The following is a 15806-nucleotide window of genomic DNA, read 5'->3' as shown; positions in this document are numbered from 1 at the left end:
CCCGGTATTCGCGCGGGCGTCGTTCGAGGGGAGTCTGCACATGTTCTGCCGAAATTGCGGGTCGAAGGTCGAGGGCGGGGCCAGGTTCTGCCCCGCGTGTGGAGAGCCCGTCGCCGCCGAACATGAAGCCCCGGCCGAATCGCACACCGACTATCAATCCGCCCCGGCAGCCGAGGCGCGACCGACGACGCCGGTGCCGGCCAAGGCCAAGCGCTCAAAGAAGCCCCTCGTGATCGCGGCGGTCGTGGCCGCATTGCTCGCCGCGGGCGGCGGCGCCGGCTACTACTTCGGCATCTACGCCCCCGAGCAGGCACGGGAGGTGGCAGAGCAGGAGGCGCTCGCGGCGAAGCACGCCGTGCGCTTTAGCGTCTCGGCCCAGGGTTGGGACACCTCGGCAGGCGCGAGCAGACTGCCGGTTCATATTACTGGCAAGGAAGAGCGCGGCAAGAAGGTCGACGCCGTGCGCTACGTGGACAGCAGCGGCGAGGGCGTCGAGCTTCGCCGCGGCAGCTACAAGGTGGAGGTCGCCGCCTCCCCCATCGCGGCCGACGGCACGGTCTACGCCGTCCCCGCCGAAAAGCTCAGCATCAAGCTGGGCGAGAAGGCCGCCGAGAAGAAGATCGTCGATGCGGGCGACGTGGCGCTGGAGCCGGTCGAGGCGTCCGAAGTGACCGATGACCAGATCGCCGCGGCAAAGAAGTACGCCGAGGAGGACGAGGGCGCCAAGAAGGCCGGCTTCAATATTGACGCCAATGCGCTCGCGACCGCCGCGACCAAGCGCCGCGACGACGCCGTGGCAGCCAAGCAGGCCGAGGAGGAGGCAAGGCGCCAGGCGGAGGAAGAGGCCAGGAAAGCAGAGGAGGCTCGACAGGCAAGGACGTTTGAGACCGACTACTTCACGATGGTCCTTCCCGACTGGTTCCCCATGGACTGGCTTGAATTCGAAACGACGTCCGACACCCTTACCGCCAACGATGTTCGAGCGCAAGATGTTGCCTCGAAAGCGAACTTTACGGTATACGCAACCGATGGATCGCCGCGCGGCGCAGAGACCGCCTTCTCTAAGACGATCGGAAAGACGTCATCGGCCAAGACTGTAGTGCTGTCCGGCGGACCTTACTGGGGATATGTTCAGGATGGATATCGCCCGCTTGGGATCAATTATGATTTCACGGGAGAGACATACTGCGACCTCCTCGCGTCCTGCATCACGCTGAAGTAGCCGACCGCCGCCACCCAAAATGGTCAGCTCTCCTCCGTCCCCGGTGGATCACGGGTCACAGTTTCCCAAGCGGCGCCCTTCTGGAAAGCGCATCCCACCATCCGGGCGAATTCCGGGATACCGTTTCCGGGCGGGGCATCAAAACAAAGTTGCGGTGGAATAGTTCCTGCTTGGGCAGGTTGAGGGCTTAAATAGGAGCTATTTCACCGCAAGTTATTGAGGGGATGTCCGTCCTCTTACAGATGGCGCTCCAGGAAACGGAAGGCCAGGCGGATCCAGGGACGGACGGAAACCTGCTTGTCCTCGTTGTCGACCGCGGTATTGGCGTTGCCGAGCGAAAGGCCGTGGCCACCCTGGTCAAAGACGTGCATCTCGCATGCAACACCCTCCTCGGCCATGCGCTGCGCAAACGGGTAGACCTGCGCGATCGGCGCCGTCTTGTCGTCCGAAACGCCCCACACAAAGGTCGGGGGCATCTGGCGCGAAACGTGCGTGGTAGGGCAAATATCGGTCAGGTGCTCATCGGTCGCCTCGCCGCCCGTCACCATCGACAGATAGTCGTTGAGCAAATCGCGCCCCGTCTTGCCACCCGTCTTGGGCACGCGCAGGTCGATGCGCGGATCGCGCGTCTGCATATCGCGCACATAGGCAAGGTCGAGTAACGGATAGCCCAGCACCACGGCGTCGGGACGAATATCCTCCGGACGAGCCCCGGCAAGGCCCGCGAAGGGTCCGGTCTTCCACTGCGTTGCCAACGAGGCGCAGATCATGCCGCCCGCCGAGAAACCCACGATGCACACGCGCTTGGGATCGACATGCCACTCGTCGGCGTTGGCGCGCACGGTAGCGACCATCTTGGCGAGGTCCGCCTGCGGGTGCGGAAAGCTCACGTCGCCCGTAGCGCTCGTCACATAGTTGAGCACAAAGGCCTGGTAGCCGCGGTCCAAAAATGCAAACGCCACCGGGTCCTGCTCGTGCGGAGCGATATGCGTAAACCCGCCTCCGCCGCAGATGATCACCGCGGGGCGGCGGCCATTGGGCTTGTCGGGCAGCGGCTCGGCACCCAGATACGTAAACGTCGCCGGATAATCCTCGGTCGGCTCCTCGCCCCACAGCGCATGGTTCTCAATAATCATAGGTGCTCCCTCCGTGCGATTCGTGCGCACTCGTTTTTCGCACCTTAGCGTACCCCACTTGAGCCCGCGGCGCAGAAACACCCCCGCAATAAGTTGGCCATCAACTGATATATCACATAATCCCAGCTCAGGACCATCGTCAAGCAGCGTAAAATAGGAGCGCTGACCGTGCTGGGAAACACGTACGAAACGTTTCCGGCAAACCACACGCGTGCAACATGCGCGCCTGATACGTTGGAGGCATCTATGGGTCTGCTCGATTCGCTCAAGTCCACGTTCACTTCGTCGGGCGAGGCGTCCGTTCCGCCCGCAGCAAGCTTCGCCACCCGCGAAGGCGTCATCTACGCTCCTGTCAACGGCGTGCTCGTCAATCTGAGTGATGTTCCCGACGAGACCATCGCCTCGGGCATGCTCGGCCAGGGCTACGGCATCGAGCCCATTACCGGCACCATTTACGCCCCCGCTAACGGCCGTATCGGCGCCACCACCGTCACCAACCACTCCATCGGCATGATCACCGAGGACGGTCTTCGCGTGTTCATCCATGTTGGCCTGGGCACCGTGGAAATGAACGGCAAGGGTTTTGCCCGCTTTGTCGAGATGGGCGATGTGGTCAAGGCCGGCCAGCCGCTCATCAGCTTCGACCGCGACGCTATCAAGGCCGCCGGCCACGAGGACATCGTGACCGTCATCGTCTCTGAGCTCGACCGCCTCAAGAGCATCGACCACGTCGGCGAGTCTGGCACGCTTATCGGCGGCAATCCGCTCGTCAAGCTTGGCGATCCGCTGCTGGTTGCCAAGACCAAGTAGCCGAGCATCATCGCATAAAGGCTCAACCCCCCCGTGCATCTTTGCCGCATCTGTGTTGTTGTTTTTGCCTATGTAGAGGTTCTGAAACGTTTCTATATAGGCAGCTGAGCATCAACGCAGGTGCGGCTTTTGCGTAGCGAAGCATCGCCCCGCGGCATGTTGTTCAACCGCACGAACCCCCTTCCTTTGTCCGCGCAGAGCGCTAGACTGCTAGGTCGACATTGGAGGAAAGATCGATGCAAAACACACCCACGGGCGCCGTACATGCCGCGCCTCAACGCAACCAACGCATCGTCGCGCTCGACGGGCTCCGCGCCCTCGCCATCGCCGGCGTCGTCCTATATCACCTTCGCCCCAGCCGCCTGACCGGCGGTTTTTTAGGCGTTACACTCTTCTTTACGCTGAGTGGCTATCTCGCCACCAAAAGCATTATGCGGGCCACGGCACGCGACGGATTCTCGTACCCACGCTATATCTGCCGCCGCATTGCGCGCATGATGCCGCCAATCGTCGTGACCATCGCGCTTACCGCCATCGCCACCTACATCGCAGCCCCGAGCTTACTCCCTAAGGTGCAGCAGGACGCCCTGTCATCGGCACTCTTTTTGAGCAACTGGTTCTACATCTTCCGCAACGTCTCGTATTTCGCCGCCGCGGGGCTCCCCTCGCCGCTCACGCACCTGTGGTTCTGCGCCGTCACTATGCAGTTCTATCTGGTGTGGCCGGTCATCCTTATGGCACTGTGCAGCAAAACCAGGTCGCGCAGTACCGCCATCGGCATCACGATCGCATTCGCGCTTGTATCGACGGCAGCCATGGTCCTCATGTTTAATCCCACCGCCGACACATCGCGCGTCTACTACGGAACCGACGCCCGTGCCGCCGAGCTTCTATGCGGAGCCTTAGCCGCCATCGCAGCGCCGCGCCTGCGTGAGATGCTGAGCGGTGACATCCATATCCCCGGCGCCAACAAGGGCATCTCAAAGGTCAATGCGATTTCTATCGCGTGGCTCGTTGCCGTTATAGCCGGCGCACTCATGCTGACCGGAGAGAGCGTCTGGCTCTACCGCGGCGGCTTTTTGTTGTTTGCCCTCGTCACCGGACTCCTCATCATCTGCGTGCAGAATACGGAGTGCATCGTGCGTCGCCTGTTGTCGGCCAAACCACTCATCTGGTTGGGGCAGCGTTCGTTCTCGGTTTATCTGGTGCACTATCCCCTACTGCTTCTTATGAACCCCGCAACCCGCACTACCCGCACCGCCTGGTGGGAGCAGGTATTACAGCTTGTACTGATCCTTGCGGTAGCCGAGGTTTTCTATCGCCTCGTCGAACGTCCTTGGTCCCGCAAGCCGGCCCAACAGGACAGCACGGCAAGAAAGCACGTCCTCGCGCCCGCCATGGTGCTCCCCGCGCTTGGCGCCGTATGCGTCGCCGCACTTGCCTTCGCGCCGCTTGACTGGGCAGACATCGCCACCGCCCGCGCCGAGCAACTCCGTCCCGAGCTTGCCCAGAACGCGACTTCCGCCCAGGACAACGGAGCCAACGACAAGGGCGCCGAGCCCGCATCCGGTAAAGAATCCCAGCCCAGCGACACCGCATCCGAAGACGCCACCAAGCAAAAACCCAAAGAGGGACCTATCGCCGAAAAGGTCCCGAAGAACCTTGACTGGAAGAGCTTTACCTACGACGAGGCAACCGGAACCTGCGACGCCCGCGTGCTCATGATCGGCGACTCGGTCACCGCAGGTGCCCAACCTGGCATTCAGGCGGCGCTTCCCAACGCGCACATCGACGGCGTGGTGAGCCGCCAGTTCTACACCTTCCAGGATGTCTATGCACAGGACAGCGCCAACTACGATCCAAGCGTGGTCATCTGCGCGCTTGGCACCAACGGCCTCATCCGCGACCCCCAGCAGGTGCAGGACGTGATTAATGCCGTGGGCGGCAAGCCCATCTACTTTGTGACCGTGCGCGTACCGCTCGAGCTACAGGACCGCAATAACCAGATGATTCGTGACGTCTGCGCCCAAAACGACAACGCCGGCGTCATCGACTGGAACGGCGCCTCGGAGGGCCACAGCGAATACCTCGTCGACGACGGCACACACCTCACCCAGGCGGGAATCGACACCTACGCAGCCCTCATACGCCAAGCCATCTGCGGGCACTAGGCAACGCAAAATCGGCGCTTGCGCGGTGCCCACGTCACGCCCATACATCACACCTGACGTTTTGCTACGCCCCCACTCGCGGGTTAGAATGGTTAACTGTTTGGAAATAATCCGTACAACCGTTATGGGAGGATACGTGAACCGCACCAAAATCGCGCAGCTCTATGCCGATGCCGAGTCGCTCGGTGGCCAGACCGTCACCGTTGCCGGCTGGGTCAAGTCCGTCCGCGACATGAAGAACTTTGGCTTCGTTACGCTCAACGACGGCAGCTGCTTCCGCGACCTGCAGGTCGTCATGAACCGCGAGGCGCTCGACAACTACGACGAGATCGCCCATCAAAACGTCTCGGCCGCCCTCATCTGCAGCGGCACCGTTAAGCTGACCCCCGATGCGCCCCAGCCCTTCGAGCTTTCTGCTACCTCCATCGAGGTCGAGGGCGTCAGCGCCCCGGATTACCCGCTGCAGAAGAAGCGTGCCACCGTCGAGTTCCTGCGCACCCAACAGCACCTGCGCCCGCGCACCAACCTGTTCCGCGCCGTGTTCCGTATCCGCTCTGTCGCGGCTGCCGCTATCCACCGCTTCTTCCAGGAGCAGGGCTTTGTCTACGTCAACACCCCCATCATCACCACGAGTGACTGCGAGGGCGCCGGCGAGATGTTCCGCGTGACCACGCTCGACCCCAAAAACCCGCCCCTCACCGAGTCCGGCGAGGTCGACTGGAGCCAGGACTTCTTTGGCAAGCATGCGAGCCTCACCGTGTCCGGCCAGCTCAATGCCGAGAACTTTGCCATGGCCTTTGGCGACGTGTACACCTTTGGCCCCACCTTCCGCGCCGAAAACTCCAACACCACGCGCCATGCCGCCGAGTTTTGGATGATTGAGCCCGAGATGGCCTTCGCCGACCTCAACGACTACATGGATAACGCCGAGGCCATGCTCAAGTACGTCCTTAAGGACGTTATGGCCAGCTGCCCCGACGAGCTCAATATGCTCAACAAGTTTGTGGACAAGGGTCTAATCGAGCGTCTGAACCACGTGGCAAACTCCGACTTTGCCCGCGTTACCTACACCGAGGCCGTCGAGATCCTGGAGCAGGCCGTCGCCGCCGGTCACAAGTTTGACTATCCCGTGAGCTGGGGCATCGACCTACAAACCGAGCACGAGCGTTTCCTGACCGAGGAGCACTTTAAGCGCCCGACCTTCGTAACCGACTACCCGGCCGAAATCAAGGCGTTCTACATGCGCATGAACGAGGACGGCAAGACCGTCGCCGCCGCCGACTGCCTGGTGCCGGGCATCGGCGAGATCATCGGTGGCTCCCAGCGCGAGGAGCGCCTGGATCTGCTCGAGGCCCGCATCAAGGACCTGGGCATGAATCCCGAGCAGTACAAGTACTACCTTGACCTGCGCCGCTACGGTTCCTGCAAGCACGCCGGCTACGGTCTGGGCTTCGAGCGCTTGGTGATGTACCTCACCGGCGTGGGCAACATCCGCGACGTCCTGCCGCACCCTCGTACCGTGGGTAACGCCGACTTCTAATCTCCACAGCGCCAACAAACGCGTTCCAGTGCATCACGCCAGCGCCTCTCGGCAAGCCGAGGGGCGCTTTTTCAACAGCATCCGTCAAGCTTTTGGCAAGGTTTTGGTCAGTTAGGCAGGGTTGTTGAAAACTCGACCCGCCGTTTGCCGGCAACCATCGACCGTCCAAGGCGCCATGCGTCCTTAGCCAGGCTCCGCGCCCTAGGCTCTGATCTGCCATCACCAAAAAAGGAAAGAACGTGGGCGCTATGACCGAAGCTGTTGTTGAAAACTACGAGACCACGACCAGGGGCTCCGCCTCGATGGCAGCCTATCGCGCCGTACGCATCCTGCAGCTCTTGAGCGAGAACACCGGCGAGGACAAGGCGCTGCTTTCCGACGAGTTGGTCGAGCTCCTCGCCCATCCCGACGACCCCGCCCGCATGCCCATCTCGGCGGCACGCCGCAGCATCTATACCTCGATATCCGCACTTCGTCACGCCGGATACGAAATCGACTATAAGCGCGGCGTGGGCTATCGGCTTCTCACCCGCCCACTTGCTGACGAAGAGATCATACGGCTCCACGGCATGGTCATGCGTAACCGATCGACGCCCATAGCCATTCGAAAGAGCATGGCGCAGCACCTGGTCGCCATGGCGAGCGCCGATGTTCGCGACTATCTCGATATGCCCGAACCGGCACCGGCCGCCAACGACGCGCTCGTCAAGACAACGCGTCCGCACGCCAAGCGTATCGACACGTGCGAACTCGTCGAACAGGCCATCGACCATGGAACAACTGTCAGCTTTGATATCACAAACGTCCTGACCCGAGGCGAAATCGAGGTGGTACGGATGACGGTCCGACCCTTTGCCATCAGGCAGCGCGATGGCGTCTCGTATCTGCTGGGAACGGTCTACGACACCCGAGGCGCCGACGACACCCTGCGCACCGTTGAGGTCAGCCGCATGAGAAACGTCAGCACGCGTTTGCTCGACGGCAAGAAACTCTTTGCCGCGCTAGACGAAGAAGACAGCCCCGCACCCGCAGCATAAGCCCCGTTACCGTCCGTCGTTCCTCAGCACCGCCCATCCGGTTCAGTATTAAAAAACCCGCCAGGTTATTGTAAAAATGGACATCGGCGTTACTATAGTCCCACTTGCACTTTTTCCTAGTGCAGTGTTTCCAGCCATTTTTATACTGGGGGTAATGATATGAAGGACATCACCATCAGCCGCAGGAGCCTTCTTGTCTCCGCTGGCCTGCTCGCGCTCGCTCCGCTCGCCGGATGCGGCGGCAACTCTGGTTCCGGCTCCGCTGCCGCCGGTTCCGACTACACCATCGGCGTTCTGCAGCTTACCGAGCACTCCGCGCTCGATGCCGCCAACGACGGCTTCGTCAAGGCCATCAAGAAGAGCGGTCTCAAGGTCAAGATCGACCAGAAGAACGCCCAGAACGACCAGTCCACGTGTAAGTCCATTGCCGACAAGTTCGTAGGCGACGGCGTCAACCTGATCTATGCCATCGCTACGCCCGCCGCGCAGGCTGCCGCCGGCGCCACCGCCGATATCCCCATCGTGGGCTGTGCCATCACCGACTACGCCGCTTCCGGCCTGGTCCAGGACAACGACAAGCCCGGCACCAACGTCACGGGCGCTTCCGACCTCACCCCGGTCGCCGAGCAGCTCGAGATGATGCAGAAGGTCTTGCCCGACGTTAAGAAGGTCGGCCTGCTCTACTGCACCGCCGAGTCCAACTCCGACGTCCAGATCAAGGCCGCCAAGAAGGAGCTCGACAAGCTGGGCCTCGAGTACACCGACTTCACCGTCTCGAGCTCCAACGAGATTCAGTCCGTCGTCGAGTCTGCCGTGGGCAAGGTCGACGCGCTGTACTCCCCCACCGACAACACCATCGCCGCGGGTGCCTCGCAGGTGGGCCAGATCTGCAAGGAGAACAAGCTCCCCTTCGTGACTGGCGAGGAGGGCATGTGCAAGGCCGGCGGTCTGTTCACCCTCTCCATCAACTACGAGGACCTGGGCTACGCCGCGGGCGAGATGGCCGTCAAGATCCTGAAGGGCGAGGCCAAGCCCGAGGATATGCCGATCAAGCACCTCTCGAGCAAGGACCTGGTCGTCGTCAAGAACGACGAAATGGCCGAGGCCCTGGGCATCGACCTCTCCGCTCTGGACGCGTAGCGGCATGCGCGGCGATGTGCCTAGGGCTCATACTCGCGCCGTTGCCGTGCTATTCAATATCTGAGCCACAGGGGCGGACGCCAAAGACCGGCGTTCGCCCTGCTTGTTACGGATGAGACAAAACATCCGGCCGCAGCTCTTTTATTCAGTGTTACCGCTATTATGGAAAATCACGTGTCCACCCTATCCTAGGAGGTATGAAGCATGCTCATTGCATTGCAGGGCGCCGTTTCGCAGGGCGTCCTCTGGGGCATCATGGTGCTCGGCGTGTTTATCACGTTCCGCCTGCTCGACATCCCCGATATGACCTGCGACGGCAGCTTTGCCCTCGGCGGCTGTGTTTGCGCCGTGCTCATCGTCAACAATAACGTCGACCCGCTGCTCGCCGTGCTGGCCGGCATGTGCGCCGGCGCCATCGCGGGCGCTGTCACGGGCATCTTGACCACCGTCTTTGAGATTCCCGCGATCCTTGCCGGAATCCTTACGCAGATCAGTCTGTGGTCCATCAACCTGCGCATCATGGGCAAATCCAACACGCCCATCCTTGCCAAGGGCACCATCTTCTCATCCGTCAGCCACATGACGGGCCTGCCGCAGTCCACCGTTGCCATCATCCTGGGCATTGTGCTGGCCGTGGCCATCGTCGCCATCCTGTACTGGTTCTTCGGCACCGAGATCGGCTCGGCACTGCGTGCCACCGGCAACAACGAGTACATGATCCGCGCCTTGGGCGTCAACACCAACTCCACCAAGATGATCGCCCTCGTGCTCTCCAACGCCCTTATCGGCCTTTCGGGTGCGCTCATCTGCCAGAGCCAGAAGTACGCTGACATTGGCATGGGCACCGGCGCCATCGTTATCGGTCTTGCCGCCATTGTTATCGGCGAGGTGCTCGGCCGCCTGCTGCCCGGCGGTCTCACGCAGTTCTCCGTCCGTCTTGCCTCTGCAGTCTTTGGCTCCGTGGTGTACTTCCTCATTCGCGCCATCGTGCTGCAGCTGGGCATGGATGCCAACGACATGAAGCTGCTCTCCGCCGTGATCGTTGCCGTGGCCCTGTGCGTGCCCGTGGTTTGGGAGCGCTACAAGCTCCGCAGCTCCTATACGAAGGGAGATGAGGCAAATGCTTAAGCTCTCGCACGTCAAAAAGACCTTTAACAAGGGCACCGTCACCGAAAAGCGTGCACTCACCGGCGTCGACCTTACCCTTAACGACGGCGACTTTGTGACCGTGATCGGCGGCAATGGCGCCGGCAAGTCCACGCTGCTCAACATGATCGCCGGCGTGTATCCGCTCGATTCGGGCGTTATTGAGCTCGACGGCAACGATATCTCGCGTCCGAGCGAGTCGCAGCGCGCCAAGTACCTGGGCCGTGTGTTCCAGGACCCCATGCGCGGCACCGCAGCCGACATGCAGATTGCCGAGAATCTGGCCCTCGCCAAGCGTCGCGGTCAGCGTCGCGGTCTTTCGTGGGGCGTCACCAAGGCCGAGAAGGACGAGTACGTTGAACTGCTCAAGCGCTTGGACCTCGGTCTGGACACGCGCCTCAACGCCAAGGTCGGCCTGCTCTCGGGCGGCCAACGCCAGGCACTCACCCTGCTGATGGCCACGCTCACCAAGCCACGCCTGCTGCTGCTCGACGAGCACACCGCGGCCCTCGACCCCAAGACGGCTTCTAAGGTGCTCAACCTGACCGAGGAGATCGTCGACGAGAACCACCTGACCACACTCATGGTCACGCACAACATGAACGACGCCATCCGTCTGGGCAACCGTCTGATCATGATGCACGAGGGCCATGTGATCTACGACGTGGCCGGCGACGAGAAAAAGTCGCTCACCGTCGCCGACCTGCTCCAGAAGTTCGAGGAGGTCTCGGGCGGCGAGCTCGCCAACGACCGCATGCTGCTGAGCTAAAACCTGCCAAAGAGGGACAGGTTTATTTTGGCAGGTTTTATCTGCACAAACGTCAAAACCGCCGCAAAGGGACAGGCGCCCTTGCGGCGGTTTTCGCATATCATGTCGATAATCCAGCGTCAGCAGGGACCACTGGTCAAGAACTAAGGAAACTGCCTTGAGAAGATCTCTTCCCCGCCGTGCAAACCTTATACCCACCAAGAAGCCCGTCCGAATTTGATCGGACGGGCTTCTTGGTGGGTATCATGATTGAATGATCCTTAGGAGGTTTTCCCTACATGGAATTGTTTGAGCCAATTCTTCATTTCTTTGCACAACGATGGGTCCACAACATCATCTGGGCAGGTATCTTGGCTATCGGCACCGCCGTTGCCGCCAAGGTCGCGTCCAAGACCCTGCGCCACCTGCTTAACCGCGACGACAATCCGCTTCCCGCATCGAGTATCTTCATCAACATCGCGCGCGCCGTCATATGGATGATTGGCGGCAGCTTTATCCTCGACAACTGCTTTGGCATTAACGCAAACGCCCTCGTCGCCGCTCTTGGCGTCGGCGGCATCGCCATCTCGCTCGGCTTTCAGGACACGCTGTCAAACCTTATCGGTGGCATGCAGGTGACCTTTATGGGCATCATCAAGCCCGGCGACAATATCGAGGTCGGCGGCGTGTCGGGCGTGGTCCAGGACATCACCTGGCGCCACACGACCATCGAGGACGCCTCCGGGCAGACCATCATCGTTCCCAACTCAAATATCTCCAAGAACACGCTCGTGCACCTCATGCCCTTTGGGCGTGTGGCTGTGCCCGTTGCCGTAAAGGACACGTCCAAGTGGGCCTCACTCGACGCACTGGCAGATGAGCTCACCGACGCCACCAAGGCCGCCGTGCTTCCCATCTCGGGCTTTGACAAGGAGCCCTACGTGCTCTTTAGCGAGATCGGCGACTTTGGCATCAAGGGCAAGATCATCTTTATCGTCAGTGACGACAGCACCACCTTCACGGCAGCCGACGCCTGCATCCGCGCCATCGCCCCCATCATCGCCTAAAACCACCACAAAGGGGACAGGCACCTTTGTGGTGGTTTCGCATCGTGGTACCATGGTTCATATCGTTGTTTAAACGACTAAGGGAGTAGACACCATGGAAGAGGCCTATCGTCAAGCACGCAAGCGCGGCGAGCAGGGACGCCGTCGCGCCATCAGCCAAAGCGAGCACCCGTACCTTACGGACCTCGACGGCCTCGTTGCCCAGCTCCCCTTAGGTCAGCGAGAGAGCGTCGGCCTGAGGGACATTCCGCTCGAAATGGTCGTCGGCACGGTCACCAAAGGCCGTCAGTCTGCCTTTTCGTGTAACTTTATGCCCCTGCTGCCGTTTAGCACCGAATTCGCCCGCAAGTGGTCCAACCTCTACGACATTCAGGTGACCGAGGGCTATCGCGACCCCATCATCGTCACCGAGTTCATGCATCGGTTCTATGTCCAGGAAGGCAACAAGCGCGTCAGCGTCCTCAAATTCCTGGACGCCCCGACGGTTTCGGCCAAGGTCACCCGTCTCTACCCCGGCAAATGGGATTCCGTCGAAAGCCGCCTGTACGGCGAGTTCTGCACGTTTTGGCGCGTCTGCCCCCTATACGAGATCGAGTTCTCGCGTGAGGGAAGCTACGAGACGCTCGCCAAGATGCTCGGTCAGAACCTTATCGAAAAATGGCCGCAGAAAAAAGTCGACTACCTGCGCCACACCTTCCTACTCTTTAAGCGCGCCTACCTGCGCGCCGGCGGCGACCATCTGGACATTACGCCCGCCGACGCCATGCTCGTCTACCTCAATGTGTACAACCAGGACCGCCTGCTAGATACGCCGACGGATATCGTCGTAAACCGCCTGTGCAAGATTTGGCGCGAGCTGGTCATTGCCGGCAAAAATGACGAGGACAAGGTCGATCTTGTCGAAGCGCCGAGCGTCGATGAGGATATAGCACCCGCCAAGTCCACCTCCGGCGTGCTCAACTTCTTTATGGGCAAGACCGTTTATTCGGCGGCCAACCCTCTGCGCATCGCCTTTATCCATGAATTCCCCTGTGCATCGTCGAGCTGGGACAGCTTGCACGACCAAGGGCGTCAGTATCTCGATGAGCACTTTGGCGGTATCGTGCGCACCGAGGCGTTCGAGGACTGCCACGATCCGGACGCGTTCTACGCCGCCGCGGAAACGGCTGTCAAACATGGAGCAAACGTCATCTTCTCGACCTCGCACCGCCTGATGGAATACACGCTCAGGGCTGCCGTTGAGTATCCTCGGGTTCGGTTCCTCAACTGCTCTATCGGCCTTCCCCACCAAAGCGTGCGCTCGTATTTTGGAAAGATGTACGAGGCCAAGTTCCTCCTGGGCGCCCTTGCGGCCAGCATGGCGGACAACCATCGCATTGGCTACCACGCGTCGGTCTTTGCGTCGGGCGCACTTAGCGAGATCAACGCCTTTGCGATTGGCGCCTCGCTGCTCGACTCCCGCGCGCAGGTAATCCTCACCTGGGGCGATGTGCCCGCCGGCGGTCTTGCCGAGGCTATGCGCCGCGAAGGCGTGAGCGTCATGACCGGCGCTGACATGTCCAAGTCGCTGGAGGACCCTACGGCCTACGGACTCCACCGCCTGGTCGATGGCAAGGTCGTCGGCATCGCCATGCCGGTATGGAACTGGGGCCGATACTACGAGCTTATCGTGCGAAGCCTGCTGCATGGCACCTGGGATGAGACCAGTGACGCCAACCAGGTTCGCGCCGTCAACTACTGGTACGGCATGAGCTCGGGCGTTATCGACATTCGCTACGCGCCGGGCCTGCCCTATCAGACGCGCAAACTGGTGCAGCTACTCCGCAACGGCATCGTCGAGGGCTCCATCAATCCGTTTGGCGGTGAGCTCCACAGTCAGAGCGGCGTGGTGCAGATCGAGGGCTTTCCCCCACTGCCAAGCACGCAAATCGTCGAGATGAACTGGCTGGCCGACAACGTGGTAGGCGCCATTCCACAGCCCAACGATGAGCCGAAAGTCCGCGCCCTATGAAGATCCTTGCCGTAGCCGATACCGAGGAACGATGCCTTTGGGAATGCTTTCGCAAGGAACGCTTTGAGGGTGTCGACCTGATTTTGTCCGCCGGCGATCTGGACCCGGATTATCTTGAGTTTTTGGTCACCGTCATCAACAAACCGCTCATCTACGTGCGCGGCAACCACGATGACCGCTATTCACGTCATGCACCGGGTGGCTGCATCTGTGTCGAAGACGCCGTCTACGTGTACCGCGGCGTCCGCATTGCGGGGCTTGGCGGCTCCATGCGCTACCGAGACGGTGCCAACATGTATACCGAGCGCGAGATGACCAAGCGCATGCGCAAGCTCTCCCGCAAAGTGAGGATGGTCGGCGGCTGCGACATCCTGCTCACTCACGCGCCCGCCGCCGGCGTGGGCGATCTGGATGATCTGCCGCATCGAGGATTCGAATGCTTTAACACGGCGCTTGAGTCCTGGGGGGCCGACTACATGGTGCACGGGCATGTGCACCAATGCTATGGCCACGATTTTCAACGTGAGCGGCAACACACGTGCGGGACGACGATCATCAACGCCTGCGGTTATACGCAGTTTGAGCTGGACGAGGCGCGCTACCCCATCCGTGGCTGGCAGGCAGCTTGGCTCAATTCGCAAACTATGCGCCGCGAGCTCAAGCGCCACGAGGCCATCGAGTCCTCAACCGCCAGAACACCCTGGTAACCACCTTTAAGGCTTGACGCTGCGCCGGCCCCAAGCACCCCATCTCGCCCCTCAAGCCGTCGCTCGCGTACCAAAGTACGCGTCGCTCCTCTTTCGGGGCGACCTGGGGCACTTGGAACCGGCTCGCTGCGATGCCATAACATTGACGCCAAAGTGCCAAAACCACCACAAAGGTGCCTATCCCCTTTGTGGTGGTTTTGGCCCGAGATAGCAAGAAACCCGGTCCTGCACGAGGCAGAACCAGGTTTCTTTAGCAATGCTTGCTTTGCTCAGGCGGTAACTAGCAGTTACTCAGCCAGGAAGTCACGCTGGACAGCGGGATCGACCTTGACGCCAGGGCCCATGGTGGAAGACACGGAGATGGACTTGACGTACTTACCCTTAGCAGAAGAGGGCTTGACGCGCAGGATCTCGGTGTACAGGGCAGCGTAGTTCTCGACGAGCTGCTGCTCAGAGAAGGACTTTTTGCCCAGGGGCACGTGGCAGATGCCGTAGCGGTCGGCGCGGTACTCAACGCGGCCGGCCTTGAGCTCGGAGACCATCTTGGCGACGTCCATGGTAACGGTGCCGAGCTTGGGGTTCGGCATGAGGCCACGGGGACCAAGGATCTTACCGATGCGGCCAACCTTGGCCATCATGTTCGGCGTAGCGATAGCGGCGTCGAAGTTGATCTCGCCCTTCTGGATCTGGGCGACGAGCTCGTCGGAACCGATGATGTCGGCGCCGGCAGCCTCGGCCTCGCGGGCCTTCTCGCCCTCGGCGAAGACGGCAACACGAACGGTCTTGCCGGTGCCGTGGGGCAGGGAGATGGAACCACGGATGTTCTGGTCAGCCTTACGAGTATCGATGCCCAGACGGAAGTGGGCCTCGACGGTCTCGTCGAACTTGGCGGTGTCGAGCTCCTTGATGAGCTTGGCAGCCTGAAGGGGGGTGTAGAGCGTGGCGCGGTCGATCTTCTCGGCAGCGGCGTTATAGCTCTTACCATGCTTAGCCATGTGCATTACCTCCTGTGGTTAAACGGGCTTATGCCCTCCCACATCGTATCGTGTGCCCTATTGCACACATATAACG

At 61.0% G+C, this 15806-nt stretch carries 13 protein-coding genes; 11 read left to right on the top strand and 2 right to left on the bottom strand.

What is annotated here, in order from left to right; all coding sequences use genetic code 11:
- Positions 1-40: 40 nt before the first annotated feature.
- Positions 41-1222: a zinc-ribbon domain-containing protein gene (locus tag ACEXKH_RS07270; RefSeq protein WP_373573631.1), complete on the top strand. Its 1182-nt coding sequence runs from the start codon at positions 41-43 to the stop codon at positions 1220-1222.
- A 236-nt stretch (positions 1223-1458) separates the two neighbouring features.
- Here ACEXKH_RS07270 and ACEXKH_RS07265 read toward each other — a convergent pair whose 3' ends face one another.
- Complete coding sequence (locus tag ACEXKH_RS07265) at positions 1459-2358, bottom strand: alpha/beta hydrolase (protein WP_373573630.1); 900 nt, start codon at positions 2356-2358, stop codon at positions 1459-1461.
- Positions 2359-2604: 246 nt separating this feature from the next.
- On the opposite strand from ACEXKH_RS07265, the gene ACEXKH_RS07260 reads away from it, so the two are divergent.
- The 10 genes from ACEXKH_RS07260 (at position 2605) to ACEXKH_RS07215 (ending at position 14735) form a co-directional block, all read left to right on the top strand.
- Positions 2605-3168 carry a PTS sugar transporter subunit IIA gene (locus ACEXKH_RS07260; RefSeq protein ID WP_373573629.1) on the top strand — a complete coding sequence of 188 codons (564 nt, stop codon included), beginning with the start codon at positions 2605-2607 and terminating at the stop codon, positions 3166-3168.
- 236 nt (positions 3169-3404) lie between these two features.
- Positions 3405-5339 carry an acyltransferase family protein gene (locus tag ACEXKH_RS07255; RefSeq protein ID WP_373573628.1) on the top strand — a complete coding sequence of 645 codons (1935 nt, stop codon included), beginning with the start codon at positions 3405-3407 and terminating at the stop codon, positions 5337-5339.
- Positions 5340-5475: 136 nt separating this feature from the next.
- Positions 5476-6879: an asparagine--tRNA ligase gene (gene asnS / locus ACEXKH_RS07250; RefSeq protein ID WP_373573627.1), complete on the top strand. Its 1404-nt coding sequence runs from the start codon at positions 5476-5478 to the stop codon at positions 6877-6879.
- A 248-nt stretch (positions 6880-7127) separates the two neighbouring features.
- Positions 7128-7916 carry a hypothetical protein gene (locus ACEXKH_RS07245; RefSeq protein WP_373573626.1) on the top strand — a complete coding sequence of 263 codons (789 nt, stop codon included), beginning with the start codon at positions 7128-7130 and terminating at the stop codon, positions 7914-7916.
- A 159-nt stretch (positions 7917-8075) separates the two neighbouring features.
- The gene (locus tag ACEXKH_RS07240) at positions 8076-9056 is read left to right on the top strand and encodes an ABC transporter substrate-binding protein (RefSeq protein WP_117797400.1); all 981 of its coding nucleotides are present in this window, start codon (positions 8076-8078) and stop codon (positions 9054-9056) included.
- Positions 9057-9260: 204 nt separating this feature from the next.
- Positions 9261-10184: an ABC transporter permease gene (locus ACEXKH_RS07235; RefSeq protein WP_035137531.1), complete on the top strand. Its 924-nt coding sequence runs from the start codon at positions 9261-9263 to the stop codon at positions 10182-10184.
- On the top strand, positions 10177-10971 hold the full coding sequence (locus tag ACEXKH_RS07230) for an ABC transporter ATP-binding protein (protein ID WP_373573625.1): 795 nt from the start codon (positions 10177-10179) through the stop codon (positions 10969-10971). Before ACEXKH_RS07235 ends, ACEXKH_RS07230 begins: the two co-directional genes overlap by 8 nt.
- Before the next feature lie 278 nt (positions 10972-11249).
- Positions 11250-12017 (top strand): mechanosensitive ion channel family protein, encoded by a 768-nt coding sequence (locus ACEXKH_RS07225; protein ID WP_373573624.1) that lies wholly within the window; start codon positions 11250-11252, stop codon positions 12015-12017.
- A 94-nt stretch (positions 12018-12111) separates the two neighbouring features.
- On the top strand, positions 12112-14028 hold the full coding sequence (locus ACEXKH_RS07220) for a BMP family ABC transporter substrate-binding protein (protein ID WP_373573623.1): 1917 nt from the start codon (positions 12112-12114) through the stop codon (positions 14026-14028).
- Positions 14025-14735 (top strand): metallophosphoesterase family protein, encoded by a 711-nt coding sequence (locus ACEXKH_RS07215; RefSeq protein ID WP_373573622.1) that lies wholly within the window; start codon positions 14025-14027, stop codon positions 14733-14735. Before ACEXKH_RS07220 ends, ACEXKH_RS07215 begins: the two co-directional genes overlap by 4 nt.
- A gap of 287 nt (positions 14736-15022) precedes the next feature.
- On the opposite strand, the gene rplA is transcribed toward ACEXKH_RS07215, so the two are convergent.
- Positions 15023-15730: a 50S ribosomal protein L1 gene (rplA, locus tag ACEXKH_RS07210; protein ID WP_022093892.1), complete on the bottom strand. Its 708-nt coding sequence runs from the start codon at positions 15728-15730 to the stop codon at positions 15023-15025.
- Positions 15731-15806: the final 76 nt, after the last annotated feature.

Origin of the sequence: Collinsella aerofaciens ATCC 25986 (assembly GCF_964259375.1) — a bacterium.
GTDB lineage: Bacteria > Actinomycetota > Coriobacteriia > Coriobacteriales > Coriobacteriaceae > Collinsella > Collinsella aerofaciens_BO.
Note: the sequence above shows the minus strand (reverse complement) of the source record. Positions and strands in the feature narration are given on the sequence as shown.

What these genes read in the sequence shown, in the direction of transcription:
- ACEXKH_RS07270 (WP_373573631.1), top strand. Translation starts at nt 41, where the DNA reads ATGTTCTGCCGAAATTGCGGGTCGAAGGTCGAGGGCGGGGCCAGGTTC.
- ACEXKH_RS07265 (WP_373573630.1), bottom strand. Translation starts at nt 2,358, where the DNA reads ATGATTATTGAGAACCATGCGCTGTGGGGCGAGGAGCCGACCGAGGAT.
- ACEXKH_RS07260 (WP_373573629.1), top strand. Translation starts at nt 2,605, where the DNA reads ATGGGTCTGCTCGATTCGCTCAAGTCCACGTTCACTTCGTCGGGCGAG.
- ACEXKH_RS07255 (WP_373573628.1), top strand. Translation starts at nt 3,405, where the DNA reads ATGCAAAACACACCCACGGGCGCCGTACATGCCGCGCCTCAACGCAAC.
- ACEXKH_RS07245 (WP_373573626.1), top strand. Translation starts at nt 7,128, where the DNA reads ATGACCGAAGCTGTTGTTGAAAACTACGAGACCACGACCAGGGGCTCC.
- ACEXKH_RS07240 (WP_117797400.1), top strand. Translation starts at nt 8,076, where the DNA reads ATGAAGGACATCACCATCAGCCGCAGGAGCCTTCTTGTCTCCGCTGGC.
- ACEXKH_RS07235 (WP_035137531.1), top strand. Translation starts at nt 9,261, where the DNA reads ATGCTCATTGCATTGCAGGGCGCCGTTTCGCAGGGCGTCCTCTGGGGC.
- ACEXKH_RS07230 (WP_373573625.1), top strand. Translation starts at nt 10,177, where the DNA reads ATGCTTAAGCTCTCGCACGTCAAAAAGACCTTTAACAAGGGCACCGTC.
- ACEXKH_RS07225 (WP_373573624.1), top strand. Translation starts at nt 11,250, where the DNA reads ATGGAATTGTTTGAGCCAATTCTTCATTTCTTTGCACAACGATGGGTC.
- ACEXKH_RS07220 (WP_373573623.1), top strand. Translation starts at nt 12,112, where the DNA reads ATGGAAGAGGCCTATCGTCAAGCACGCAAGCGCGGCGAGCAGGGACGC.
- ACEXKH_RS07215 (WP_373573622.1), top strand. Translation starts at nt 14,025, where the DNA reads ATGAAGATCCTTGCCGTAGCCGATACCGAGGAACGATGCCTTTGGGAA.
- rplA (WP_022093892.1), bottom strand. Translation starts at nt 15,730, where the DNA reads ATGGCTAAGCATGGTAAGAGCTATAACGCCGCTGCCGAGAAGATCGAC.